Source organism: Klebsiella sp. FDAARGOS_511 (assembly GCF_003812845.1).
GTDB lineage: Bacteria > Pseudomonadota > Gammaproteobacteria > Enterobacterales > Enterobacteriaceae > Klebsiella > Klebsiella grimontii.
The window spans coordinates 130142-155242 of record NZ_CP033824.1 but is presented as its reverse complement, the minus strand read 5'-3'; the positions used below and the strand labels follow the sequence as shown (position 1 = coordinate 155242).

The 25101-nt window shown below is 57.1% G+C and carries 22 protein-coding genes; 12 read left to right on the top strand and 10 right to left on the bottom strand.

The annotated features are described in order from the left end of the window. Positions 1-53: 53 nt before the first annotated feature. The 5 genes from EGY08_RS01695 to pcaH all read right to left on the bottom strand — a co-directional run bounded on the left by EGY08_RS01695 (position 54) and on the right by pcaH (position 5584). Positions 54-290 (bottom strand): hypothetical protein, encoded by a 237-nt coding sequence (locus tag EGY08_RS01695; protein WP_123828112.1) that lies wholly within the window; start codon positions 288-290, stop codon positions 54-56. A gap of 173 nt (positions 291-463) precedes the next feature. Beyond that, the gene (locus tag EGY08_RS01690; protein WP_004120881.1) at positions 464-2836 is read right to left on the bottom strand and encodes a membrane-bound PQQ-dependent dehydrogenase, glucose/quinate/shikimate family; all 2373 of its coding nucleotides are present in this window, start codon (positions 2834-2836) and stop codon (positions 464-466) included. 292 nt (positions 2837-3128) lie between these two features. Next, positions 3129-4052 (bottom strand): LysR substrate-binding domain-containing protein, encoded by a 924-nt coding sequence (locus EGY08_RS01680; protein WP_004120879.1) that lies wholly within the window; start codon positions 4050-4052, stop codon positions 3129-3131. Positions 4053-4226: 174 nt separating this feature from the next. Continuing rightward, positions 4227-4847 (bottom strand): protocatechuate 3,4-dioxygenase subunit alpha, encoded by a 621-nt coding sequence (pcaG, locus tag EGY08_RS01675; RefSeq protein WP_123828111.1) that lies wholly within the window; start codon positions 4845-4847, stop codon positions 4227-4229. Beyond that, positions 4844-5584, bottom strand: coding sequence for a protocatechuate 3,4-dioxygenase subunit beta (gene pcaH / locus EGY08_RS01670; RefSeq protein WP_004120877.1), 741 nt, complete (start codon positions 5582-5584; stop codon positions 4844-4846). Before pcaH ends, pcaG begins: the two co-directional genes overlap by 4 nt. A gap of 239 nt (positions 5585-5823) precedes the next feature. Here pcaH and EGY08_RS01665 point away from each other — a divergent pair, with 239 nt between their 5' ends. The 5 genes from EGY08_RS01665 to rimL all read left to right on the top strand — a co-directional run bounded on the left by EGY08_RS01665 (position 5824) and on the right by rimL (position 12100). Next, positions 5824-7167, top strand: coding sequence for a VOC family protein (locus tag EGY08_RS01665; protein WP_049114505.1), 1344 nt, complete (start codon positions 5824-5826; stop codon positions 7165-7167). A gap of 42 nt (positions 7168-7209) precedes the next feature. Beyond that, positions 7210-8718 carry a carboxylesterase/lipase family protein gene (locus EGY08_RS01660; RefSeq protein ID WP_004120875.1) on the top strand — a complete coding sequence of 503 codons (1509 nt, stop codon included), beginning with the start codon at positions 7210-7212 and terminating at the stop codon, positions 8716-8718. 172 nt (positions 8719-8890) lie between these two features. After that, a complete protein-coding gene (gene ycaC, locus EGY08_RS01655) occupies positions 8891-9514 on the top strand; it encodes an isochorismate family cysteine hydrolase YcaC (protein ID WP_004120873.1) in 624 nt (207 codons plus the stop codon). A gap of 270 nt (positions 9515-9784) precedes the next feature. Beyond that, positions 9785-11440 (top strand): glucan biosynthesis protein D, encoded by a 1656-nt coding sequence (locus tag EGY08_RS01650; protein WP_049114504.1) that lies wholly within the window; start codon positions 9785-9787, stop codon positions 11438-11440. Positions 11441-11515: 75 nt separating this feature from the next. Next, positions 11516-12100 carry a 50S ribosomal protein L7/L12-serine acetyltransferase gene (gene rimL, locus EGY08_RS01645; RefSeq protein WP_004120867.1) on the top strand — a complete coding sequence of 195 codons (585 nt, stop codon included), beginning with the start codon at positions 11516-11518 and terminating at the stop codon, positions 12098-12100. A 126-nt stretch (positions 12101-12226) separates the two neighbouring features. On the opposite strand, the gene ydcK is transcribed toward rimL, so the two are convergent. Next, complete coding sequence (gene ydcK, locus EGY08_RS01640; protein WP_112165173.1) at positions 12227-13207, bottom strand: YdcK family protein; 981 nt, start codon at positions 13205-13207, stop codon at positions 12227-12229. Between the two features lie 110 nt (positions 13208-13317). Between ydcK and tehA the strand changes: the two genes are divergently transcribed. Both tehA and tehB read left to right on the top strand, forming a co-directional pair. Beyond that, a complete protein-coding gene (tehA, locus tag EGY08_RS01635) occupies positions 13318-14316 on the top strand; it encodes a dicarboxylate transporter/tellurite-resistance protein TehA (protein ID WP_123828110.1) in 999 nt (332 codons plus the stop codon). Positions 14317-14318: 2 nt separating this feature from the next. Then, positions 14319-14915, top strand: a complete 597-nt coding sequence (tehB, locus tag EGY08_RS01630; protein WP_004120858.1) for a tellurite resistance methyltransferase TehB — start codon at positions 14319-14321, stop codon at positions 14913-14915. Here tehB and pepT read toward each other — a convergent pair. Then, positions 14912-16141, bottom strand: a complete 1230-nt coding sequence (gene pepT, locus EGY08_RS01625; protein ID WP_123828109.1) for a peptidase T — start codon at positions 16139-16141, stop codon at positions 14912-14914. The genes tehB and pepT overlap by 4 nt on opposite strands. 113 nt (positions 16142-16254) lie before the next feature. Here pepT and EGY08_RS01620 point away from each other — a divergent pair, with 113 nt between their 5' ends. Next, entirely contained in the window at positions 16255-17847 is a 1593-nt protein-coding gene (locus EGY08_RS01620; protein WP_185762661.1) for an ABC transporter substrate-binding protein, read from the top strand. Between the two features lie 137 nt (positions 17848-17984). After that, a complete protein-coding gene (locus EGY08_RS01615) occupies positions 17985-18653 on the top strand; it encodes a DUF3313 domain-containing protein (RefSeq protein ID WP_004120852.1) in 669 nt (222 codons plus the stop codon). Positions 18654-18730: 77 nt separating this feature from the next. On the opposite strand, the gene EGY08_RS01610 is transcribed toward EGY08_RS01615, so the two are convergent. Then, complete coding sequence (locus EGY08_RS01610) at positions 18731-19639, bottom strand: DMT family transporter (RefSeq protein WP_123828108.1); 909 nt, start codon at positions 19637-19639, stop codon at positions 18731-18733. A gap of 183 nt (positions 19640-19822) precedes the next feature. Here EGY08_RS01610 and EGY08_RS01605 point away from each other — a divergent pair, with 183 nt between their 5' ends. After that, positions 19823-20689 (top strand): helix-turn-helix domain-containing protein, encoded by an 867-nt coding sequence (locus EGY08_RS01605; protein ID WP_123828107.1) that lies wholly within the window; start codon positions 19823-19825, stop codon positions 20687-20689. Here the strand turns inward: EGY08_RS01605 and EGY08_RS01600 are convergent. Then, on the bottom strand, positions 20669-21835 hold the full coding sequence (locus EGY08_RS01600) for a benzoate/H(+) symporter BenE family transporter (RefSeq protein ID WP_123828106.1): 1167 nt from the start codon (positions 21833-21835) through the stop codon (positions 20669-20671). The two genes, EGY08_RS01605 and EGY08_RS01600, sit on opposite strands and share 21 nt — an antisense overlap. Positions 21836-22015: 180 nt before the next feature. Here EGY08_RS01600 and EGY08_RS01595 point away from each other — a divergent pair, with 180 nt between their 5' ends. Both EGY08_RS01595 and EGY08_RS01590 read left to right on the top strand, forming a co-directional pair. Beyond that, positions 22016-22543 (top strand): helix-turn-helix domain-containing protein, encoded by a 528-nt coding sequence (locus EGY08_RS01595; RefSeq protein WP_004120839.1) that lies wholly within the window; start codon positions 22016-22018, stop codon positions 22541-22543. 257 nt (positions 22544-22800) lie between these two features. Continuing rightward, positions 22801-24765 carry a peptidase U32 family protein gene (locus EGY08_RS01590; RefSeq protein ID WP_032741860.1) on the top strand — a complete coding sequence of 655 codons (1965 nt, stop codon included), beginning with the start codon at positions 22801-22803 and terminating at the stop codon, positions 24763-24765. A gap of 11 nt (positions 24766-24776) precedes the next feature. Here the strand turns inward: EGY08_RS01590 and EGY08_RS01585 are convergent, their stop codons facing one another. After that, complete coding sequence (locus EGY08_RS01585; RefSeq protein WP_123828105.1) at positions 24777-25010, bottom strand: DUF2554 family protein; 234 nt, start codon at positions 25008-25010, stop codon at positions 24777-24779. Between the last annotated feature and the right edge of the window lie 91 nt (positions 25011-25101).

Below are 25101 nucleotides of genomic sequence, written 5' to 3'. Positions count from 1 at the left end.
TTTTAGCGGGATTATTCCCGCCGCAGGTTTTCATAACCATTCTGCCAGCGCCGCTATTCCCGGCGCTCCCGTACACGTTGAATATCCGATTTCTCATCTTCCCAGACCGCGCAGTGCGGGCCGCTGAACACCTCGCAGGGCTGTGGGTGAGCGGTGAGCGGAGATACCGCTTTCTCTTGCCAAATCGTCGGATCGCGCAGGTCCACTTCCGGGGCTTTTAACGCCTGAGCCGAGGCGGCCGCTATCGACATGATGCCGCCTGCGAGCAGGCGGCAGGTTGAACGCTTCATCCATTATCCTTGTTCAGTATTTATTATTGATAACCATTCGCAATAATAACATGACGGAATAAGAATGGCTTGCTGGGGGGAGATGCGCAGACGATTTTGCTATCGCGCCACCGGGCAAAACCCAGACTAGGTACTTTGCCAGCAAAAAGGGCCCTGATTGGGGGCCCTGAGGGTTACTTCTGCTCCGGGAGCGCGTAGGCGATGATGTAATCGCCGCGATCCGGCGACTGGCGAGCGCCGCCCGCGTTGATGATGATGTACTGTTTACCGGTTTTCGGCGATACGTAGGTCATCGGGCCGGACTGGCTGCCGACCGGCAGACGCGATTTCCAGATCTCTTTCCCGTTGGCGGTATCAAACGCGCGCAGGTAGAAGTCCTGAGTGCCCGCAAAGAACAGCAGACCGGACTGGGTGGATAACGACGCACCCAGCGTCGGCATGCCGATGGGGATTGGCATATGCATGCGGATCCCCAGCGGGCCGGTGTCCTCAACGGTGCCTACCGGAACCTGCCACACCAGTTTGCCGGTTTTCAAATCAACCGCTGACATGGTGCCGAACGGTGGTTTCTGGCATGGAATACCCAGCGGCGACAGGAAACGCTCGCGCATGGCGCCGAACGGCGTGCCTTCCATCGGCACGATCCCCATTTCGATACCGCTGGCGTCCTTCGCCACTTTGGCGCGCGGCACCATATAGTTGGCGAGGCCAAGGCGCATATCGTTGACGAATATCAGACTGTTATTCGGATCAACCGATACACTGCCCCAGTTCATCCCGCCCAGCGAGCCGGGATACTGCAGCGAACGGTCCTCGCCCGGCGGGGTGAAGACGCCCTGGTGGCGCATCTCTTTAAACTGGATGCGGCACAGCAGCAGGTCGACAGGCGTCGCGCCCCACATATCCGACTCGGTGAGCGTCTCGTTGCCAATCATCGGCATACCGACGGAGTAAGGCTGGGTAGGCGAGTAGCGCTCGCCTTTAACGTTGCCGGCCGGAACCGGACGTTCTTCGACTTTAGCGACCGGTTCACCGGTGGCGCGGTTAAGCATAAAGATCATGCCCTGCTTACTGGTTTGCACCAGCACCGGCGTGGTGCCGCCTTTACCGTCAGGCAGATCGTACAGCAGCGGCTGGGAAGGCAGGTCGAAGTCCCACAGATCGTGATGGGTGGTTTGATAATGCCAGCGGACCTGGCCGGTCGTGGCGTCAACGGCCACGATGGATGAACTGTATTTATCGTCAAGCGCGGTACGTTCGCCGCCAAAGAAGTCCGGCGTCGCGTTACCGGTCGGCAGATAAATCAGATTCAGCTTCGCGTCGTAGGACATGGCGGACCAGACGTTCGGCGTGCCGCGCGTATAGGTCTGGCCTGCCGGCGGTTCTCCGGTCAGCGCCGGGTTGCCCGGATCCCATGCCCACGCCAGTTTCCCGGTGTGGACGTCATAGGCACGAACGACGCCCGGAGGCTCGCCGGTGGAGAAGTTATCCGCCACACGACCGCCAACGACCACGACATTACCCGCCACCAGCGGCGTGGAGGTTTGCTGGTAGTAACCCGCTTTGATCTCGCCCATGCCAATGCTCAGATCAACGATACCGTGGTCGCCAAAGGCGTCGCACAGTTTGCCGTTGTCGGCATCGATAGCGATCAGGCGGGCATCGGTAGTAGGCAGGAACAGGCGACGGGAGCAGGCGGCCGGCTGCGCGTCGGCGGCAGGGGAAGCCTGAACCTGGCTATCTTCGTAATAGCCTAAACCACGGCAGCGCTGCCAGTTGGGGGCGGTGGCTTTTGAATCGTAGCGCCACTTCTCTTTGCCGCTATCGACATCCAGCGCCAGCACTTTGCTGTAGGGCGTACAGACGTAAAGCGTATCGCCAATCTGCAGCGGCGTGTTCTGGTCTTCCGCGCCGGAGCCATTGCTCTGCGGAATATCGCCGGTATGGGCGATCCAGGCGACCTGCAGCTGGTCGACGTTCTGTTTGTTAATCTGGTCGAGGGCGGCAAAACGGTCGCCGTGGGTGGTGTTGCCCCAATGCGCCCAGTTTTTCTGCTGCTCGCCTGCGGCGACCGGTTTAACCGGCACCGCCTCGCTGGCGCTGACCAGCGGCTGGGATTTGAACATCCAGGCGAAACTGACCAGCAGCACCACGGCGAGCACCGCAGCCAGGCCAAATGCCGGCCCTTTTTTCGCCGGCTGGCGGGAAAGAAACGGCCAGACCAGCGCGCAAAGGAAGGCCAGTACGCCGAGGGCGAACAGGCGGGAGAATAGCGGCCAGTAGGTCCAGCCCGCGTCGCTAATCGCCCAGACGATCGATGCGACAAACGCAACGGCGTACAGCATGATACCGCCGCGGCGGCTGCGGAAAATGAGCACCGCGGCGATAACCATCACCAGGCCCATCAGCGCAAAATAGAACGTCCCGCCGACGGAGGCGAGCTTCGCACCAAGAATACCGATAGCCAGGCCGATGATCAGCATCAGCCCGGCGAGAAGCCACTGTAGGATCCGGGGGAACCCTCGCGGCGCGTTGTCAGTTGCCATTTTTACTCCTTCACCACCCCTGAACAGGTGCGAACCAGATAGATCAATTTTTCAAGTGAACTCTTTTGAATGAAGTAATGATAACCTTCATAAAAGCGTAATTTTTACTGTTATTGATTTCATGTGAACCATTTGGTGAAATCGCGGATATGATAGATCTGTTAAAGAAATTTACGCAATTGTTAATGAATGATTTCGCACTAATTGAATATTGTGGTGAATAGTTCCGGGCAGCAGCAGGGAAAACGGGCGGATTATCTCTCCCCGACGCGCGAAGCCGGGGAGAACGCGATCAGACGGGCATGGATTTGCGAATGGCGCTGAGCAGGGTTTGCGTACCCGCAGTGAGCGTGGCGTCCACTCGGGTGAGGATCCCTATTGGTTCACCCGCGCCCTGGGTGGGCACCGGCAGCGCGGCCAGCAGCCCACGACGCAGGTCGTCTTTAACCGCGCCGGAGGGGACAAACCATACGTAGTCGTAGTCGACGGTGAGCTGGCGAGACAGTGAAGCCGACAGCGTCTCGATGCAGCCAGTGGGAATTTTGCAGCCCTGGCTTTGCAGCAGGGTTTCGGCGTTCTGTCGCGGCAGCGTGCCTTTAGGCGAAACCACCACCGGCCACTCCATGACCCGACTCAGCGTGACGGTTTCCTGCAGCAGAGGGTGTCCCGGACGAACCACCAGCTTCAGGGATTCGAGAAACAGCAGTTCATAGTTCAATCCGCTCATTAATTCCGGATCGGACATTCGCCCGATGCCGATATCGATTTCTCCCGATTTTAGCCCCGCCAGCAGCATGGTGTTATTCATGGTGGCGACCTGAAGGGTGATATCTTTTTGCTGCTGATGGAACTGGCCGATCACCGAGGGCAGGATCCCCAGCGCGGCGGTGGGGAGCGCTCCGATACGTACGATATCGCTGTTGAGGCCTTCTTTACGATTTAGCGCCTGACCAGCGGTATTGAGCGCGTCGAGCACTTTGACCGCATGGGTGAGAAACTGTTCGCCGACCAGCGTAAGCTGCGCGCCCAGGCGCCCCCGCTCAAACAGCCGCGTGCCGGTGAGCTGCTCCAGTTCGTTCAGCGTTTTGGATAAGGCCGGTTGGCTCAGATTAAGGGTTTCAGCCGCGCGCCCAAGAGTTCCCTGTTGAGCGACGGCCACGAAGGTATGTAGATGGCGCAAGCGAATGCGCTGACTGAAAAGACCATTTTTTTGCATAATCAATGTTAAAAACAGAGGTGTACCGATGACAAGTAAGGGCGTTTAAAATTGTTAACTTCATAGCAAAATATTATTAACATTTTATATTATTATTTTACAAGTTGATTTTATTGGCATTGTCGTTAAAGTACCGCCCCCTTGACAGCAGGGGCGGAAAAAGGAAGTGAAAATTCAGATATCGAAGAAGACGGTTTCGTTTTCGCCCTGCAGATGAATATCGAAGCGGTAAACGATCTCCGTCCCGCGCACCTCGCGCTGGGCGATGAGGGTCTGGCGGCGCACTTCCCACTCAATCAAATTCAGCACCGGGTCGGCCTGGTTAGCGTCCTGTTCGTCAGAGAAGTACATCCGCGTGTTGAGGCCAATATTAATCCCGCGGGCGACCGCCCATAAATTGACGTGCGGCGCCATAGCGCGACCATCGCGGCCAACAACGGCCCCGGGTTTGATAGTTTCAAAGCGCCAGACGCCGCTGGTGAAGTCCGAGCAGCTGCGTCCCCAGCCGCGAAATGCCGTATCCAGCTTCTTACCCTGCTGTCGGTCGTCAGGATGGTTATAGCGCCCGGCGGCGTTGGCCTGCCATATTTCCAGCAGCACATCGCGCACCGGGGTGCCGGAGCCGTCGATGACTCGACCTTCAATAGTAATGCGTTCGCCCTCGGTGTCGGCCGTCGTCAGCGTCGGACCAAAGTTTCTCTCAAAGATATGAAAGCCGGCGGCGTCCGGCGCCAGGCCGATATGCACATAAGGGCCAGCGGTTTGCGAAGCGGTTTCAGGTAAAAAATCTCTCATCGGGCGGCCCCCTGCGTGCGGTTTTCAAACAGCGTTGCGCGATGACCGCGCAGCACGAGATCAAAACGGTAGGCCAGAGAGTCCAGCGGGACGGCGGCATGGGTATCCAGCTCGGCGATCAGCGTTCTGATGGCATCATCGTTATTGATGGTTTTGACAATAGGGCACTGTTTAATCAGCGGGTCGCCCTCGAAATACATCTGGGTGATAAGACGCTGCGCCCAGGCTTCGCCGGAAAGCGAAAAGTGAATATGCGCCGGACGCCAGTCGCTGACCTGATTGCGCCACGGATAGGGGCCGGGCTTGATGGTGCGGAAACAATAGTAACCGTTCTCATCGGTCAGCACGCGTCCGCAGCCGCCAAAGTTCGGGTCGATAGGCGCCAGATATTGATCTTTCTTATGCCGGTAGCGGCCGCCCGCGTTGGCCTGCCAGACTTCGACCAGCGTATTTTTCATCGGCCGACCAAACCCATCGCGAACGTAGCCGTGCACGATAATCCGCTCACCAATCGGCAGGCCGTCTTTGGCGTAGTTCAGGATCAGGTCGTTATCAAGTGCGCCGAGATCGTCGCTGCTGAATACCGGACCGGTGATCTCCGAAAGTGAATTCTGCAGGGAAATGAGCGCATTGCGCGGCGAGCGCAGCACGCTGGTTTTGTAGCCCGGCGCGTAGGCGGGAGGATGGCTACTGTAGTCGCGATGCAGGACCTCGCGCGGTGACCATTTGTCGTTCATGAGGGGACTCCGTGTTATCGGTAGAGAGGCATGTTGTTGTAATGTCGCCACATGCAGTGTGTGTAAATGCTTTGTTAATTTAAAGTGAAATTAAAGGGTGTTTAACATAACCGGTGGTTATGAAGTGAGCGGATGAAAAGAAACCGGCCAGCTACCGGCATCACAGTTTGTAAATTCTTCCCGCCGTCTTCAGACAGCTTTCCTACACTCCAGGGAGAATTCACTGGAGGTAAGACATCATGGCGAACACCATCACGGCTGATGAGATTCGGGAAAGCTTTTCGCAGGCGATGTCGGCGATGTACCAGCAGGAAGTTCCGCAGTACGGGACGCTACTGGAGCTGGTAGCCGACGTTAATCTGGCGATACTGGAAAATAACCCGACGCTGCACGAACAACTGGCCAACGCCGATGAGCTGGCGCGGCTGAACGTTGAACGCCACGGCGCGATCCGCGTCGGTACGGCGGAGGAACTGGCGACCCTGCGTCGCATGTTTGCCATTATGGGCATGTATCCCGTTAGCTATTACGATCTGTCGCAGGCCGGCGTACCGGTTCACTCCACTGCGTTTCGCCCCATCGATGACGCGGCGCTGGCGCGCAATCCGTTTCGCGTTTTTACCTCGCTCCTGCGCCTTGAGCTGATCGCCAATGAGGCGCTGCGCAAGCGGGCGGCGGAAATTCTTGCCCGGCGTGATATCTTCACGCCGCGCTGTCGCGAACTGATCGCACTTCATGAACAGAAGGGGGAGTTCACCGCCGCGGAGGCGCGTGAATTTGTGCAGCAGGCGCTGGAAACCTTTCGCTGGCATCGACATGCCACCGTCGATGAGGAAACCTATCACGCCCTGCACGAAGAGCACCGGCTGATTGCCGACGTGGTCTGTTTCCCCGGCTGTCACATTAATCATCTGACGCCGCGCACGCTGGATATCGACCGGGTTCAGGCGCTGATGCCTGAATGCGGTATCGCGCCGAAAGCGTTAATAGAAGGCCCGCCGCGCCGCGATGTGCCGATTTTGCTGCGCCAGACCAGCTTTAAGGCCCTTGAAGAGCCGGTGATGTTTGCCGGGGAGCATCGCGGCACCCATACGGCCCGCTTTGGCGAAATAGAGCAGCGCGGCATCGCCTTGACGCCGAAGGGCCGCGCTCTGTACGACCGACTGCTTAGCGAGGCGGGGGTGGGCAAAGATAATCTTAACCATCAGCGCCATCTGCAGGAGGTGTTTAGCCCGTTCCCGGACAGCGAATTCCTGCTGCGTCAGCAGGGGCTGGCGTACTTTCGTTACCGCCTGACGCCCGCAGGCGAGGCGCACCGCCAGGCCTTTCGGCCGGGCGACGATCCGCAGCGGCTGATTGAGCGCGGCTGGGTTATCGCGCAACCAATTATTTATGAAGACTTTTTACCGGTCAGCGCCGCCGGGATTTTTCAGTCCAACCTGGGTAACGAGATACAGGCCCGCAGCCACGGCAACGCCAGCCGCGAGGCCTTTGAGGAGGCGCTGGGCTGTGCGGTTTACGATGAGTTTGGCCTTTATCAGCAGGCGGAGGAGCGCAGTAAACGACGTTGCGGTCTGCTGTAAAATCAGTACTCTGCTGGAATGAGTCGTAAAAGGAAGCAGGCCATGCAGAATCCGTCTACCCCGCTGGTGAAAACCCGGCAGGGCACACTATCCGGCACCTCTGAAGAGAACATGCATATCTGGCGCGGTATTCCCTATGCCGCGCCGCCCGTCGGCGATCTTCGCTGGCGCGCGCCGCAGCCTGCCGCCCGCTGGCAGGGCGTACGTCGGGCGGAGACTTTCTCGGCCTCCAGTTGGCAAGATATTGAGTACTGTCGTGAGCTCGGCGGCGGCGATCCCGGCAGTTTTTCCGAAGATTGCCTCTACCTTAACGTCTGGTCACCCGCTTCGCGCGCGCAACCGCTGCCGGTGATGGTCTGGCTGCACGGCGGCGGCTATACCATCGGCGCGGGAAGTTTACCGCCCTATGATGGCAAAGCCTTAGCCTCCCGTGACGTTGTCGTGGTGACGGTCAACTACCGGCTGGGGCACCTGGGCTTTTTTGCCCATCCGGCGCTGGAGGAGGAAGCGGGCGAGCGCATCTATAATTTCGCGCTTCTTGACCAAATTGCCGCCCTGCAATGGGTTCAGGATAACATTCACGCTTTTGGCGGCGATGCGGCTAACGTCACGCTGTTCGGCGAGTCCGCCGGGGCGCGCAGCGTGCTGTCGCTCATGGTTTCGCCGAAATCCCGGGGACTGTTCCATAAAGCGATTATCCAGAGCGGCTATACCTTGCCGGATCTGCCGCGGGAAAAGGCGCTGGCCAAAGGGCAGCTTATCGCTGAACACTTCGCTTTACCGCAGGCCAGCGCCGAACAGCTGCGGGCGATTCCGGCAGAGGCGTTCTGGTCGCTGACCGCGCCGCTTACCATCGGCCCGGCGCCGATTGTTGGCGATGCCGTGCTGCCCCAGCCGATGCTGGAAACCTTTTTTAGCGGGCGTCAGCATCCGCTGCCGGTGATGATTGGTTCAAACAGCGATGAGGCCAGCGTGATGGCGGTGTTTGGCGTCGATATCGCCGGACAGATCCAGAAGCTTCGCCGCGAACGGCGCTTGGGTCTCGGGCTGATTAAACTGCTGTATCCCGGCGTCAAAGGCGATGAAGCGTTGGGGCGTGAAGTCTGCCGCGATATGGCGTTCACCACCCTGGGCTACGTGGTGATGCAGGCGCAGCAGCGGGTAGGGCAACCGTGCTGGCGCTACTGGTTTGACTACGTTGCCGAGGCGGAACACCAGACCTATCCGCACGGCGCATGGCACGGGAATGAAGTGGCATACGTTTTTGACAACCTCGATCTTGCCGAGCCGGTACGCCAGTATGCTAACGATCGCGACCGGACCTTTGCCGGCCAGGTCGCCGACTATTGGGCTAACTTCGCCCGCGTGGCCGGTAACGGCTGCCACGATCTCCCAGGGGCGGTGCGCTGGCCCGCCAGCGTGCGCGGTCGGGATCGTTTGTTGCGTATTGGCCTGCACAAACGAGCCGGTTTTAAGGTGGAAAACCGCTTTATGCGCGCGCGGCTGGCGCTGTTTCGCCGGGTGATGAAGCATCATGTGACCCTGGATTGACGCTGCCCGGAAGATGCCTTGAGACGCTGCGTGTTCTGTAAATGGGACGATGCGTCCCACTTTCGGCGGCTAATCCTCAGCCAGTGATTACACTATGATCGGTGCTGTTAACCCTACATCCGCGGAACCGGGGTTCCGACGGAAAATGTGATGCTGAAATGAGGATGAAATCATGGCTAAACCGTATGTTCGTCTGGATAAAAATGATGCCGCCGTGCTGCTGGTCGATCACCAGACCGGATTGCTCTCTCTTGTGCGCGATATCGATCCCGATAAATTCAAGAACAACGTCCTTGCCCTCGGCGACCTGGCGAAGTACTTCGCTCTGCCGACCATCTTAACCACCAGCTTCGAGAACGGCCCTAACGGTCCGCTGGTGCCGGAACTAAAAGCGCAGTTCCCTGATGCGCCATACATCGCGCGGCCGGGCAATATTAACGCCTGGGATAACGAAGATTTTGTGAAGGCGGTGAAGGCGACGGGTAAGAAGCAGCTGATCATCGCCGGGGTGGTGACTGAAGTCTGCGTGGCATTTCCGGCGCTGTCGGCCATCGAAGAGGGCTTTGATGTCTTTGTCGTGACCGATGCTTCCGGTACCTTTAACCCAATTACCCGCGATGCCGCCTGGGATCGTATGTCGCAGGCTGGTGTGCAGCTGATGTCGTGGTTCGGCGTTGCCTGCGAACTGCACCGCGACTGGCGGAATGATGTTGAAGGGCTAGGGACGCTGTTCTCTAACCATATTCCGGACTATCGCAACCTGATGACCAGTTTTAACCTTCTGCAGCAAAAATAGTCGTTCTCGCGGCCAGCGTTCGTCTGGCCGCTTCCCGTCACGTTTCGCTGGCGCTGTCTTTCGTGTGAAGCATCGCTGCCTGGCGAAATCATCGCCGCCCTGTGAATATCAGCAATTCGGTCTGGTCCGGTGGACATATTTTTTTCACGCATTTCTGCCGTCAACAATTGGATTATTAATCGTTTTTGTCTAGAGTGAGCGACATTCACGACGCATGGGTTTGTTACGTCGCGTCTCAATTCACATATGAAGAAGGATGCTCTCTCAGGCATGAACCGCAGACGTTTTCTCAAATCTTCCATGGCTGTTGCCGCCGTATGCGGAACGTCAGGAGTCGCCTCTCTATTTTCAAAAGCCGCATTCGCCGAGGACTCAGGAATTGCCGACGGTCAGACCCGTCGCTTTGATTACTCCGTACTCCAGTCGATGGCCCACGATCTTGCGCGTCAGCCCTGGGGCGGCGCGCCGCGCGATCTGCCGCCAACCCTGGCAAACCTGACCCCCCAGGCCTACAACAGCATTCAGTACGATGCTGCGCATTCGCTGTGGAATAATATTGAAGAGCGCAAGCTGGACATTCAGTTCTTCCACGTGGGGATGGGGTTTCGCCGCCGCGTGCGGATGTTCTCCCTGGATTCGCAAACCCAGCAGGCGCGGGAAATTCACTTCCGCCCTGAGCTGTTTAAATATAATGACGCCGGCGTCGACACCAAACAACTAGAAGGCCAGAGCGATCTCGGCTTTGCCGGATTCCGCGTGTTTAAAGCGCCGGAGCTGGCGCGTCGCGATATCGTCGCCTTCCTCGGCGCGAGTTATTTCCGCGCGGTGGACAGCACGTATCAGTACGGACTGTCAGCCCGCGGTCTGGCGATCGATACCTTTACCGATACGCCGGAAGAATTCCCTGACTTCACCTCTTTCTGGTTTGAGACCGTTAAACCGGGAGCTACGGTATTTACCGTCTATGCGCTGCTCGATAGCCCAAGCGTCACCGGGGCCTATAAGTTCGTCGTGAACTGTCAGGATACGCAGGTGATTATGGATGTGGAAAACCACATCTACGCGCGTAAAGACATTAAACAGCTGGGCATCGCGCCGATGACCAGTATGTTTAGCTGCGGCAATAACGAACGAAGGATGTGCGACACTATCCATCCGCAGATCCACGACTCCGACCGCCTGTCGATGTGGCTGGGCAACGGCGAGTGGGTGTGCCGTCCGCTGAACAACCCGCAGAAGCTGCAGTTCAACGCTTTCCAGGATAAGAATCCGCGTGGTTTTGGCCTACTGCAGCTGGACCGCGATTTCTCCCACTATCAGGATATTATGGGCTGGTATAACAAACGCCCAAGCCTGTGGGTGGAGCCGCGCAACCAGTGGGGCAAAGGGGCCGTCAACCTGATGGAGATCCCGACGACCGGTGAAACGCTGGACAATATCGTTTGCTTCTGGCAACCCGAGAAGCCGGTGAAAGCCGGGGATGAGCTGGACTTCCGCTATCGACTCTACTGGAGCGCGCAGCCGCCGGTCCGTTCGCCGCTGGCGCGGGTATTGGCGACGCGTACCGGCATGGGTGGTTTCCCTGAAGGCTGGGCGCCGGGTGAGCACTACCCGGATAAATGGACCCGTCGTTTTGCCATCGATTTCGTCGGCGGCGACCTGAAGGCCGCTGCGCCAAGAGGTATCGAGCCGGTGATTACCCTGTCGAGCGGCGAAGCGAAGCAGATAGAGATTCTCTACGTGGAACCGTTTGATGGTTATCGTATCCAGTTTGACTGGTACCCGACCTCTGATTCGACCGACCCGGTCGAGATGCGCATGTTCCTGCGCTGCCAGGGTGAGGCGATCAGTGAAACCTGGCTGTATCAGTACTTCCCGCCAGCGCCGGATAAACGCAACTATGTCGATGACCGGGTCATGAAGTAATAGCCCGTCACTCCGCCCGCCGAGGTGAGTCTGCGGGCGTTTTTCTTTTTATCAGACGATTAATCAGAGTGCGCCATGTCTGCCGAAAATACCGCTTCGATCGAACGCATTCCCGTCACGGCATCGCTCTCCCTGCGCGCGGTGGATGAGCGCTACGTGACGGAGTTGCACCAATTGGTAATGAAAAACCAGCGCTGGCTCCAGCAATCGCTGAGCTGGCCCGCTGACGTCAGTCACGAAGATGAAACCCGCCGCCACGTGCAGGGCAACGTGATGCTGCACCAGCGCGGTTACGCCAAAATGTTTTTGCTCTTTCTGCAGGAAGAGATCGTCGGCGTGCTGTCGTTTAACCAGATTGAGCCGATCAATAAGACCGCCTATATCGGCTACTGGATTGATGAGAGCCATCAGGGGCAGGGGCTGCTCTCTCAGGCGCTGCAGGCGCTGATGGACTTTTTTGCCCGCAGCGGGACGGTTCGCCGCTTCGTGATTAAATGTCGGGTAGCAAACCAGAGAAGCAATCAGGTCGCTCTGCGTAACGGTTTCACCCTCGAAGGGTGCCTGAAGCAGGCCGAGTATCTGAACGGTTCGTATGATGACCAGAATATCTACGGGCGCATTATTGATTGTCGCTCTGAGCAGTTCCCGGGTCGCGGCTGACGCCTTACCCGGGCTACAGGCCTTACGGACATGCAGCCCGGGCAAGGCGCGTTGAGCGCCGGCCCCGGGAATAGCAATAGCGCGCAGGGGCCTGAAGCTGATAAACCACGCGGTCGGGAGCAAAGGTCACAGAAAGCCGACAATGGGCGTGCGGGTAAAATGCTCGTCTCCGTTTATTACTTTCTCCCCGCGGATATAAATGGCGTCGCCTGCGCTGGCCTCAATTCGCGCCCGATCGCCGATCGTCACCTGATGTTCAATCACCACATCGCCGCAAATGACCGCATGGCCTTCAATTAACACGCTATCGTCAAGCAGAATTGGCCCGCCGCGCAGGTACGCATGTCCACCGACCATCGCCCGATGCTTCAGCAGGCAGTTTCCTTCGACCACCGCATGCTCCGCCACCTGCGAACTGTAGCGCAGGGTGGGGATGGCGTCCTCTTCACGGCCGGCGATAATCTTCGCGTTACCGTATACCCTGGCGTTATCGCAGACCCAGACGTCGTTCTCATCGTTGCCCTCCAGCCGCGCCTGGTCGAAGATTTCCGCCCGATGCTCAACAAACGCGTGTTCGACAAAGGCATCGCCGTAAATTTGCGCCTGGTGAACGATTCTCGATGCGCTGACCGTCGCCCGCTGATAAATCCGCAGGATTTTATCATTGTCTGCGGTCAGGCCCCGGGCGGCGATAATATGACAGTGGGGGAGAATGCGCGCATTGTCGGCCAGGTGACAATATCCGCGAATCTGCGAATGCGAAACGGTGACGTTGTCACTTATTCGCGCGGAGTGGCTAACGTGTACGCTATCCAGTCGGACATTATCGCTGATAATCGCCCCCAGGCTGATAATACACTCGCCGGTTAAGCGCGCGTTGCCCTCGATTTTCCCTCCGGCAAAAACGGCGCTATTGGCGTCATAAATCCAGCACTCGCCGTCATGGCTCAGGGCGGCCTCATCATCGATCCAGCCGCCTTCGTCGCCGGTTTTCACGTCGGCGAAATCCCGCAAGGCGATAATTTGCCGCAGATTTACGCTATGTTTAATGCCGTCTGTCTGGTAGTGAAACGGGCGAACCTGTTCGCTGAGGGAATATTTGCGCATCGGCCTTACTCATTACATATGGTTAACATAAACATAGCAAAAAACGCCGTAGCGCGTTTTTGAAGGTTCTTTTAGAATGCAACTTAAGATAAATTGAAAGTTTAAACAAAATGAATAAAAAGCAGGGCGCGAGCCGGGTGCTGAATCTTCCGGCGGGCTATTTTGGTATGGTTCTGGGCATTATCGGCATGGGCTTCGCCTGGCGCTACGCCAGCACGATCTTGCCGGTGAGCCGGATCGTCGGCGACGGTCTGGTGGTCACGGCAACGGTCATCTGGGCGCTGCTGGCGCTGGCTTTTATCGGCCGGGCAGTCCGTTTCCCGCACAGCGTAGTGCAGGAGATGCGCCATCCGGTCGCCAGCAGTTTTGTCAGCCTGTTTCCGGCCACCACGATGCTGGTCGCTATCGGTTTTGTACCCTGGCTGCGTGCGCTGTCTCTGGTGTTATTCAGCATTGGCGTAGTATTGCAACTGAGCTATGCGGCCTGGCAGAGCGCCGGGCTATGGCGGGGGAGCCATCCCAACGAGGCGACCACCCCGGGCCTCTATCTGCCGACGGTGGCAAACAACTTTATCAGCGCCATGGCCTGCGGCGCGCTGGGCTTTACCGACGCCGGACTGGTGTTTCTTGGCGCCGGATTATTCTCCTGGCTTAGCCTTGAACCGGTGATTCTGCAACGCCTGCGTAGCGACGGAGAACTGCCGATGGCCATGCGTACATCGCTCGGCATTCAGCTGGCTCCGGCGCTGGTGGCGTGCAGCGCCTGGCTGAGCGTGAACGGCGGCGAGGCGGATACCTTTGCTAAGCTGCTGTTCGGCTATGGTCTGCTTCAGCTGCTGTTTATGCTGCGCCTGATGCCGTGGTACCTGCGCCAGCCGTTTAACGCCTCGTTCTGGAGCTTCTCATTCGGCGTTTCCGCGTTGGCGACCACCGGCCTGCATCTCGGTCATCAGCATCCGGACGGCTTTTTCCACACCCTCGCGCTCCCGCTGTTTCTCTTTACCAATCTGATCGTTGGGCTGCTGCTGATTCGTACCTTCCTGCTGCTGATGCGCGGTAAACTGCTGATTCGCGTCGAACGCGACACGTTATTAAAAAACAAGGATTAACCATGACTCTTCGCGACGAAAATTACTTCACCGACAAATATGGAATGACCCGCACCCACTCCGAGGTACTGCACGCCGCCACGCTGATTGCACCGGGCAAGGCGCTGGATCTGGGCTGCGGCAACGGGCGCAATAGCCTCTACCTGGCGGCCAACGGGTTTGACGTCACCGCATGGGATAAAAATCCGGCCAGCATCGGCAATCTTGAGCGTATTCGTCAGGCGGAAGGGCTGGAGAATCTGCGGACGGCGATTAAGGACCTTAACGCCCTCAGTTTTGACGGCGAGTATGACTTTATTCTTTCGACCGTGGTGATGATGTTCCTGGAAGCGAAGACCATCCCGGGTCTGATTGCCAACATGCAGCGCTGCACCCGGCCCGGCGGCTACAATCTGATTGTTGCGGCCATGGATACCGACGATTTTCCGTGCACCGTTGGCTTCCCGTTCGCGTTTAAACCGGAAGAGCTGCGCAACTATTATTCAGGCTGGACGTTGCTCAAATATAACGAAGACGTCGGTGAACTCCACCGCACCGACGCCAACGGTAAGCGGATTAAGCTGCGTTTCGCCACGATGCTGGCGCGAAAGCTGGCTTAACGCGCCGCTAACAGGCAGAGCTGTAGCGCGGTCTGATAAGACGCCTCAAAGGCGCGCAGCGGCAGAAACTCAAATTTCGAGTGGAAGTTGTGCGCGCCGGTAAAGAAATTGGGCGTTAATACGCCTTTTGCCGACAGGGCCGCGCCGTCGGTGCCGCCGCGCATCGGCGTCGGTTTTGGCGTGATGCCTAAGCTTTCCATCGCTTCAAATAGCAGGTCAATAGCCCGGCGGTCTTCGCCAACGGCGTTGCTGATATTGCTGTAAATATCGCTCACCTGGTATTCCACGTGGCCCGTAGGATACTGCGCGGCGATTTGCTGCGCCACCTCGCCAATCTGCTGCTTACGGCGAGTAAAGCTTTCAAGGTCGAAATCGCGAATGCTGGCCTGCAGCAGGGTACTGTTCTGATCGCCCTGGATGCCGTTAAACCACAAGTATCCCTCGCGTCCGGCGGTATGCTCCGGCGTTTGCTGGCGATCGAAATAGCTTATGTAATCGGTGGCCATCAGCAGCGGATTCACCAGCACCCCTTTTGACGACATTGGGTGGGCGGTCACGCCGGTAAAGCGAATTTCCGCGGCGGCGGCGTTAAAGTTCTCATAGACGATTTCCCCAAGCTCGCAGCAGTCGATGGTCCAGGCAAAATCGACGGCAAAGCGCGCGAGATCCAGCGCTTTCGCACCGCGCAGACCCACTTCCTCATCCGGCACAAACGCCACTACGATATCGCCGTGGCGGTGCTCCGGCGTCAGGTTCTCCAGCAGCGTCATCACTACCGTCACGGCGGATTTGTTATCCGCCCCGAGCACGCTGGTACCGTCGCTAAAAATAATCTCTTCATCAGGATACGCGAGGATTTCCGGATGTTCCGCAACGCGCAGCCAGATATCTTTTTCCCTGTTCAAACAGAGATCTTCACCAGTAAAGCGCAAAATTTGTGGATGAATATCCGGCGACAGCCCGACATCAACGGTATCGATGTGGGTAATAAAGCCAATCCGCGGGGCGCCTGCGACATTTCCCTTTTTCACTGCCGTGACGGTTGCGTGTTGGTCAATCACAATCTCATCCAGCCCCAGCTGGCGTAGTTCATCCGCAAGCGCCTGCGCCATCGCGTGTTGCCCGGCGGTGGTGGGCAGAGTCGTGGCTCGCGGGTCGCTTTGGCTGGTTATCGCCAGGTAGCGAAAGAAGCGTTGGGTTAATTGACTGGCCAAGGCTGATGACATAGTGATTCCTTCTTTATTCGAGTTTTCAGGTGTTTGCAATCAGACTTTAGTGTTATGTATGAAAGGGAAAACAACAAGCTATTCATTAGCTGACAAATTAAAAAGGAAAACCTATGCAACGCAGATTAACGACGCTTGCTCTGGCGTTAGCGGCCCTGACGGCCAGCTCGGCCATTAGCGCAAAAACGCTGGTCTACTGCTCAGAAGGATCGCCGGAAAATTTTAACCCTCAACTCTACACCTCCGGGACCAGCGTGGACGCCAGCGCGGTGCCTGTTTATAACCGGCTGGTCGATTTTAAAGTCGGCACTACGGAACTGGTGCCGAGCCTCGCTGAGAGCTGGGAAGTCAGCGAGGATGGCAAAGTTTATACGTTCCATTTACGCAAAGGCGTTAAATTCCAGAGTAATAAATATTTTAAACCCAGCCGTGATTTTAATGCCGACGACGTTATTTTTTCGTTTATGCGGCAAAAGGATCCTCAACACCCTTATCACAATATCTCCAGCGGCAATTATTCTAATTTTGAGAGCCTGGAATTTGGCCAGTTAATTACCGCGATTGATAAGCCTGATGAATATACGGTGCGTTTCACGCTGGCCCATGCCGAAGCGCCATTTGTCGCCGATCTTGCCTGGTATTTCGCCTCTATTTTATCGGCGGAATATGCCGATGCGATGTTAAAAGCCGGTACGCCAGAGCGTGTGGATATGGACCCGATTGGTACCGGTCCTTTCAGGCTCGCGCAATATCAAAAAGATTCCCGTATTCTTTTCACCGCGTTCCCGGAATACTGGCAGGGGAAGGCGCAGATCGATCGTCTCATTTTCAGCATCACGCCGGACGCCTCGGTACGTTACGCCAAGCTGGAGAAAAACGAGTGCCAGGTGATGCCGTTCCCTAATCCGGCCGATCTGCCGCGAATGAAAGAGAACAATGCGATCAACCTGATGAGCAAAGCGGGTCTTAACACCGGCTTCCTTGCTTTTAACACCCAAAAAGCGCCGCTGGACAACGTGAAGGTGCGCCAGGCGTTAGCGATGGCGATTAATAAACCGGCGATTATTGAAGCGGTATTCCACGGTACCGGTACGGTGGCGAAAAACCTGCTGCCGCCGGGCGTATGGAGCGCGGATAGCCAGCTTAAGGATTATGAATACGATCCGCAGAAGGCCAAAGCGCTGCTGGCGGAATCGGGCGTTGCGGGGCCCATTACCATCGATCTGTGGGCGATGCCGGTGCAGCGACCCTATAACCCGAACGCCAAACGTATGGCCGAGATGATTCAGGCCGACTGGGCGAAAATCGGCGTGCAAACTACCATTACAACCTATGAGTGGGGTGAATACTTAAAGCGGGTGAAGGATGGCGAACATCAGGCGGCGCTGATGGGCTGGACCACCGCCACCGGCGACCCGGATAACTTCTTCGGCCCATTATTTACCTGCCAGTCGGCGAAGGGTGGATCGAACTCGGCAAAATGGTGCTATCAGCCATTTGATAAAATAATTGCCGAAGCAAAATCGATAACCGATCACCAAAAACGCGAAGCGCTCTATCTTCAGGCGCAGCAGATGATGCACGATCAGATGCCGGCAGTAATGATTGCCCACTCGACAATATTTGAACCGGTGCGTAAAAATGTCTCCGGCTACGAAATAGACCCCTTTGGCAAGCATATTTTTTATCAGGTTGATATCAGATAAACGGCTAAAGATAGCCCGCCGGCAACGGCGGGTTTATTTTATTGCACTACTTGACGTAGCACCCTTTTTGTCACAAAACTTACCCGTGTTATTTGCTATAACTCTTGCCGAAATGGTATTCACAGGGATTAACCTATATGCGTACTCAGTTATTTTTTAAGGTCGCCGCGCTCGCTGGCCTGTTAGCATTGGCCGGCTGCTCATCTAAAATCGCTAAACCGGAACAATATTCGGGATTTTTAAAAGATTACTCTAACTTAAAAGAAACCACCTCGGCATCCGGCAAACCGGAACTGCGCTGGATTTCTCCGGATTACAATCCGAGCAACTATGACAACGTTGTTTATAATCCGATCACCTACTACCCGGTACCGAAACCGACCACTCAGGTGGGCGAGAAGGCGCTCAACGATATCCTGAGTTACACCAATAAAGAGATGAAACAGGCTATTTCCGAGCGTAAACCGCTGGCTACCACCGCAGGTAAGCGCAGCCTGATCTTCCGCGGCGCCATTACCGGCGTGGATTCCAGCAAAGAAGGCCTGCAGTTCTACGAAGTGATCCCGGTCGCGATGATTATCGCCGGTACCCAGGCGGCAACCGGTCACCGTACCATGGATACCAACCTGTACTTTGAAGGTGAACTGATTGATGCCGCGACCAAAAAGCCGGTCATCAAAGTGGTTCGTAAAGGCGAAGGCAAAAATCTGTCCAACGAAAATACCCCGCTCACCGTCGAGACGCTGAAGCAGGTGATAGACGATATGGCGATTGACGCGGTGAAATTCGATCCGAATAACCGCTAAGCAAGGTTCATCGTAAAATGAAGGCGCTATTCGTTGATAGCGCCTTTTTTATTAGCCACAACGCAGCGTCAGCGGTGTTATGAGCGAACCTGGGCCAGCCTGCGGCGCAGCAGCCACTGCTCCGGACGAGCAAACATCACCAGATTTCCCACCAGGATCAGCGCCAGCCCGGCCACGGCGTTGCTATGCCAGACGTAGCCTTCATAAAAGGTGGAAATCGTCAGGGCGACGAGTGGAAACAGCAGGGTGCTGTATGCCGCTTTCCCTGCGCCGATGCGGCCCACCAGGGTGAAGTAGGCGCCAAAAGCAATTACCGAGCCAAACACGGCCAGATACAGCAGCGCCCCCATATAGCTCACCGTCCACTGTGGGGCAAAGCTATCACCGCGTATCAGCGCGATGGCGCCCATGACCAGGGTGCCGTAAAGCATGGCCCAGCTGTTGGTGGTCAAGGTCTCCAGGCCGCGGCGCTGGTGGCGGATGCTGAGCATATTGCCGAGTGAAAAGCCATAGGTTCCCAGCGCGCTGAGGGCGATACCCAGCAGCAGCGAGGCGTTCAGGCCGCTGGCCCAGAGATCATCCCAGAATAGCGTCACGATCCCTGCCAGGCCCAGCGCGGCGGCCAGCCAGAAACGGCCAGGAGGCTGCTGACGATAGAAGAGAAAGCTGTTGATCGCATTAAACAGCACCGCCATAGAGAAGATCACCGATTCAAGGCCGGTATTGATATACGCGGCGGCGGTATAAAAACACCAGAAATTAAAACAGAAGACGCAGCAGCCCTGCAGCAGGCAGAAGACATGGTCGCGCGCGGCCAGCGGGCGCAGGCGACGGGTAACCAGTAGAATGGTCAGCATCGCGACGCTGGCGACGGCAAAGCGCCAGAAAATGGACACCGGCGCGGCAACCGGCCCCTGCTGCAAAAAGATAGCAATCCATGTCGTGCCCCAGATAACCACGACCAACCCGTAGAGTAATGCGTTCAAAATGTCTCTCCTGTGAGTGTTGTCGCGATCATTTTGCGGCCTGGCACCGCGCGGCGCTGTCATCTGCTTGTTGCCGACTTGCAAATTCTTGCGCTTATTTTTAGCCTGCGGCAGGGGAAGGCTGGTATCTGCCAGCGACTCTTCATAGACTAGAGATCTGTGGAATCAGAAGTGTGAAGGGTTATGGCTTACGGGACTTTCGAAACATTGCGTCAAAAAAATGCCGTGCTGCGCGAGACGGTGCAGCTCAACACCGGTATTCAGCTGGCCGCGTGGTATAACAATCTTGATACCATTACGGTACAAAGCGACCACCATACCCTGAGCCTGTATATTGCCGATGGCTACGAAAGTTACCAAAAAACGCCCCACGGCTGGAAAAACGGCGGCGGGCCGGACCGTTTCTGTCTGATGCCAAAAGGCGATGAGAGCACCTGGGATATCCGCGGCGATCTCTCTTTTGTGCATCTTTACTGCACCGATGAACACCTGCGTCGGGTAGGCGAGCAGATTTGGGACCGCAGCCCGGCCTCGTTCACGCTGCAGGAAAAAACCTTCTCCAGCGATGATAAAATCACCGCTGTCTATCGCCAGTTTCTTCTCGACAACGACTGGCAGCAGCAGGCGAATCAACTGACGTTGAGTTCGGCCAGCACGCTGCTGCTCACTCACCTGATTCAGCGCTATTCAAACGTCCAGTGGCGCCTACCGACGGTGACCGGCGGGCTGGCGCCGCACGTCTTGCGTAATCTGCTGGCATGGATTGAGGAGAACCTCGACCGGCCGTTAACTCTCGCGGATCTGGCGCAGGAAGCGGCGCTGAGTGAATACCATTTTGCGCGGATGTTTCGCCAGTCGATGAAGATGGCGCCGCATCAGTACGTGATGCAGCGCCGGATGGTCAAAGCGCAGGAACTGATATACCGTAGCCAGATGTCGTTAACCGATATTGCGATGGCCTGCGGCTTTAGCACGGCCAGCCACTTTAGTCATCGGGTGAAAAGCGCCACCGGCCTGACGCCCTCGCAGCTACGCGCGGCGCAGCGATGAGAGCAAAACGTAGCTGACGCCGCCGAGAGCCAGTCCCCAAAATGCAGAACCGACACCGCCCAGCGTCACGCCGCTGGCGGTGACCAGAAAAGTCACCACCGCCGCATCGCGCTCACTCTCCTGATTCAACGCCTGAAACAGACTGCCGCCGATGGTGCCGAGTAGCGCAAGCCCGGCAAGCATCTGGATCCACGCCATTGGTAGCGCTGACATCAGCGAGGTGATGGAGCCGCCAAATATCCCCGCCAACAGATAAAAAACGCCCGCCGCCGCCGCCGCGAGCCAGCGCTTTTGCGGGTCCGGATGGGCATCCGGGCTCTGGCAAATCGCGGCCGTAATGGCGGCGATGCAGATCGAGTAGACGCCAAAGGGCGACAGCAGCAGCGCCAGGCCGCCGGTGGCGACAATCAGCGTTGAAGCAGGGACCCGATAGCCGGAGGCCTGAAGGGTGGCGAAGCCAGGGGCGTTTTGCGACGCCATGGTGACGAGGAAAAACGGCACGCCGACGCTGAGCAACAGTGCTGGCGTAAATTCAGGCGCAATCCAGGACGGGGCGACGAAGCTCAAACCTATTTGTGACGTTGTCACATCCCCGCTAAACCCGGCTACCGCGGCGCCTGCCAGCAGGGTAGCCACTACCGCGAAGCGGGGAAGCCAGGCTTTGCACAGTAGCCAGACGGCTAACATACTGCCGCAGAGCAGCAAATTTCCCTGCAGGCTGGCGAAAGCCTGCATGCCGAAGCGCAGCAAAATCCCGGCCAGCATCGCCGCCGCCAGCGAATGAGGGATGATTTTCATTAGCCTGGCAAAGATGCCGGTGGCGCCGCAAAGCACGATTAAGGCATTGGCAAAAATAAAGACGCCAACCGCCTGGGAGAGCGTGACCCCCTGCAGGCCGGTGACCAGCAGCGCGGCGCCCGGCGTCGACCACGCGGTAAGGATAGGCACCTTCCGCCACAGGGTGAGCGCCAGGGTGCTGACGCCCATCCCCAGGCCTAAGGCGGTCATCCAGCCCGCGATTTGCGAAGCATCGGCGCCTGCCGCGGCGGCGGCCTGCCAGATGATCGCCGCAGAGCTGGCGTAGCCGACCAGTACGGCAACGAAGCCGGCTAACAGAGTCGGGAGAGGGAGAGTAAAAGTGCGCATGGTTGTGCCTTGTGCGTTATAACGGTCGATATAATTTAGCATTGTGCGCTATAACGCACAACCGGCTTTTGGCGTGCTGAACCCCGACAGGCTTTGGGACCTGGTAAGCTAAAACTGCATTCCCCCTGTAGAATCCGACGCATGCGCGTATAATTCCCGCAGAGATTATTAGGAGGTTGAATGGATATTGCGCAACACCTGTCGGCAACGTTAAAAACGCTGCGACAGCAGCGCGGCTGGAGCCTGTCGCGCCTGGCGGAAGAGACTGGCGTATCGAAGGCGATGCTGGGGCAGATCGAACGTAACGAATCCAGCCCGACGGTGGCGACGTTATGGAAAATCGCTACCGGGCTTAACGTACCGTTTTCCGCCTTTATTGTTGCCGATGACGCCGCCCAACCAACGGCGTTCGATCCCCAGCAGCAGGCCATGGTGGTGACGCCGCTCTTCCCATGGGACCCGGCGCTGCGCTTCGATCACTTCTCCATTACCCTTGCCCCCGGCGCGCTGAGCGAGTCAACGCCGCATGAGCAAGGGGTTATCGAACATGTGGTGGTGATTAGCGGCGTGCTGGATCTTTGCCTGCAGGGGGCGTGGCTGACGCTGCAGCCAGGAGAAGGGCGGCGCTTCGCCGGCGATTTAGCGCACGCCTATCGCAATAGCGGGTCGCATACCACTCATTTCCATTCGCTGATCCACTATCCGTAAGAGAAATAAAAAAGCCGCGAGCAAACTCGCGGCCAGGCAAATGACTGAGACAGCAAATCACAACGTGACGAGGAAAATCCGGAATACGTGATGACTCTATCCTTAGGTGCTTTTTCTGGGAAATATCTTTTCCTTCAATGCTTTGCTAAAAACTGAAAATTACTCCCGCCGCGGCGATGGAAAATGTTTTGGTCTGTGCCCAGTTCTGACTACAATAGCCGCCATTTCGACCCCCTATAATGGATAACGACGAGCGTATGCGCCTGCAAAACCATCATCTTGAACTACTGAGTCCCGCCCGCGATGCCGGGATCGCCCGTGAAGCGATTTTACACGGCGCGGATGCGGTCTACATCGGCGGGCCGGGCTTTGGCGCGCGCCACAACGCCAGCAATAGCCTGAGCGATATCGCCGGTCTGGTACCGTTTGCCCATCGCTACGGCGCGAAAGTGTTCGTGACCCTGAACACCATTCTTCATGATGATGAACTGGAACCGGCGCAGCGCCTGATAACCGACCTGTATGAAACCGGGGTGGACGCGCTGATTGTCCAGGATATGGGGGTGATGGAGCTGGATATTCCTCCGATAGAGCTGCACGCCAGCACCCAGTGCGATATCCGCAGCGTAGAGAAAGCGAAGTTTCTCTCCGACGTCGGCTTCAGCCAAATCGTGCTTGCCCGCGAGCTGAATCTTCAGCAAATCAAAGCGATTTACGATAACACCGACGCGACCATTGAATTCTTTATCCACGGCGCGCTGTGCGTGGCCTATTCCGGGCAGTGCAATATTTCCCATGCCCAGACCGGGCGCAGCGCCAACCGCGGCGACTGCTCGCAGGCCTGCCGTCTGCCCTACACTCTGAAAGATGACCAGGGCCGCGTGGTGGCGTATGAAAAGCATTTGCTATCGATGAAAGACAACGATCAGACCGCCAACCTGGCCGCGCTGATCGATGCCGGGGTGCGCTCCTTCAAGATTGAAGGTCGCTACAAAGATATGAGCTATGTGAAGAACATCACCGCACATTATCGCCAGATGCTGGACGCCATTATTGACGATCGCGGCGACCTGGCGCGCGCCTCATCGGGGCGAACCGAACACTTTTTTGTACCGTCGACGGATAAGACCTTCCATCGCGGCAGCACCGACTATTTTGTCAATGCGCGCAAAGGCGACATTGGCGCTTTTGATTCACCAAAGTTTATTGGCCTGCCGGTGGGTGAAGTTCTGAAAGTCGGCAAAGACTTTCTCGACGTTGAGGTGAGCGAAACGCTGACCAACGGCGACGGCCTGAACGTGATGATCAAACGTGAAATCGTCGGCTTTCGCGCCAACACGGTGGAAAAAACCGGCGAAAATCGCTATCGCGTATGGCCGAATGAGATGCCCGCGGATTTATACAAAGTGCGTCCGCACCAGCCGTTAAACCGCAACCTCGATCATAACTGGCAGCAGGCGCTGCTGAAAACCTCCAGCGAGCGCCGCATCGCCGTCGATATCGAACTGAGCGGCTGGCAGGAGCAGCTGGTCCTGACGATGACCAGCGAAGAGGGCGTCAGCGTCACCCACACGCTGGATGGCGAGTTTGCCGAGGCGACCCAGGCGGAGAAAGCGCTGGCGAACCTGCGCGATGGTGTGGCGAAGCTTGGCCAGACCATTTACTATTCGCGCAACGTCGAGATTAACCTGCCCGGCGCGCTGTTTGTGCCAAACAGCCTGCTTAACCAGCTGCGCCGTGAAACGGTTGAAATGCTCGATGATGCGCGCCTGAAGGCCGTGGCGCGCGGCAGCCGCAAGCCGGTTTCCGTTCCACCGCCGGTGTATCCGGAAACGCATCTGTCGTTTCTGGCTAACGTTTACAACCACAAAGCGCGCGAGTTTTATCAACGTTACGGCGTACAGCTGATCGACGCCGCCTATGAAGCCCACGAAGAGAAAGGCGATGTGCCGGTGATGATTACCAAGCACTGCCTGCGCTTTGCCTTCAACCTCTGTCCGAAACAGGCCAAAGGCTCGATTAAGAGCTGGAAGGCGACGCCGATGCAGCTCATCCACGGTGATGAAGTGCTGACGCTGAAGTTCGATTGCCGGCCGTGCGAAATGCACGTGGTTGGTAAGATAAAAAATCATATTCTGAAAATGCCGCTGCCGGGCAGTATCGTGGCGTCCGTGAGCCCCGATGAGCTGATGAAAACGCTGCCAAAACGCAAGGGCGCTTGATAAAGAAATCGCTACTGGTAGTGATGCATTTTCGGTTTTCGCGCATTCTGCCAGTGGTGATGTTCGCGCAACTCGGAGGCGGCGTCTTCCGCCTGGCTGCGCAGTTCATCGCTATCGGCTTCGTGCTGCAATTGCTGTTCGAGACTCTGTACCGGGAAGAAATCGTGCCCTTGTTTGCGGGCCAGTACGTGCCCGGAAAACAGGGCGCACACCAGCAGTAACGTCGAAACGCTTCTCCTGAACATCTCTTTTTCCATGCTATCGGCGAATGGGGCTACTATGCCCGGAATTGGTTGAGCTTATCTCTGCGGTTATCAAAGAAGAGAAAAGCCTTTG

Coding starts and splice junctions, on each gene's coding strand:
- EGY08_RS01665 (WP_049114505.1), top strand. CDS start 5,824: ATGGCGAACACCATCACGGCTGATGAGATTCGGGAAAGCTTTTCGCAG.
- EGY08_RS01615 (WP_004120852.1), top strand. CDS start 17,985: ATGCGTACTCAGTTATTTTTTAAGGTCGCCGCGCTCGCTGGCCTGTTA.
- EGY08_RS01590 (WP_032741860.1), top strand. CDS start 22,801: ATGCGCCTGCAAAACCATCATCTTGAACTACTGAGTCCCGCCCGCGAT.
- ydcK (WP_112165173.1), bottom strand. CDS start 13,207: ATGCGCAAATATTCCCTCAGCGAACAGGTTCGCCCGTTTCACTACCAG.
- EGY08_RS01650 (WP_049114504.1), top strand. CDS start 9,785: ATGAACCGCAGACGTTTTCTCAAATCTTCCATGGCTGTTGCCGCCGTA.
- EGY08_RS01620 (WP_185762661.1), top strand. CDS start 16,255: ATGCAACGCAGATTAACGACGCTTGCTCTGGCGTTAGCGGCCCTGACG.
- EGY08_RS01605 (WP_123828107.1), top strand. CDS start 19,823: ATGGCTTACGGGACTTTCGAAACATTGCGTCAAAAAAATGCCGTGCTG.
- ycaC (WP_004120873.1), top strand. CDS start 8,891: ATGGCTAAACCGTATGTTCGTCTGGATAAAAATGATGCCGCCGTGCTG.
- EGY08_RS01600 (WP_123828106.1), bottom strand. CDS start 21,835: ATGCGCACTTTTACTCTCCCTCTCCCGACTCTGTTAGCCGGCTTCGTT.
- rimL (WP_004120867.1), top strand. CDS start 11,516: ATGTCTGCCGAAAATACCGCTTCGATCGAACGCATTCCCGTCACGGCA.
- tehA (WP_123828110.1), top strand. CDS start 13,318: ATGAATAAAAAGCAGGGCGCGAGCCGGGTGCTGAATCTTCCGGCGGGC.
- EGY08_RS01690 (WP_004120881.1), bottom strand. CDS start 2,836: ATGGCAACTGACAACGCGCCGCGAGGGTTCCCCCGGATCCTACAGTGG.
- EGY08_RS01595 (WP_004120839.1), top strand. CDS start 22,016: ATGGATATTGCGCAACACCTGTCGGCAACGTTAAAAACGCTGCGACAG.
- EGY08_RS01585 (WP_123828105.1), bottom strand. CDS start 25,010: ATGTTCAGGAGAAGCGTTTCGACGTTACTGCTGGTGTGCGCCCTGTTT.
- pcaG (WP_123828111.1), bottom strand. CDS start 4,847: ATGAGAGATTTTTTACCTGAAACCGCTTCGCAAACCGCTGGCCCTTAT.
- EGY08_RS01695 (WP_123828112.1), bottom strand. CDS start 290: ATGAAGCGTTCAACCTGCCGCCTGCTCGCAGGCGGCATCATGTCGATA.
- tehB (WP_004120858.1), top strand. CDS start 14,319: ATGACTCTTCGCGACGAAAATTACTTCACCGACAAATATGGAATGACC.
- pepT (WP_123828109.1), bottom strand. CDS start 16,141: ATGTCATCAGCCTTGGCCAGTCAATTAACCCAACGCTTCTTTCGCTAC.
- pcaH (WP_004120877.1), bottom strand. CDS start 5,584: ATGAACGACAAATGGTCACCGCGCGAGGTCCTGCATCGCGACTACAGT.
- EGY08_RS01660 (WP_004120875.1), top strand. CDS start 7,210: ATGCAGAATCCGTCTACCCCGCTGGTGAAAACCCGGCAGGGCACACTA.
- EGY08_RS01680 (WP_004120879.1), bottom strand. CDS start 4,052: ATGCAAAAAAATGGTCTTTTCAGTCAGCGCATTCGCTTGCGCCATCTA.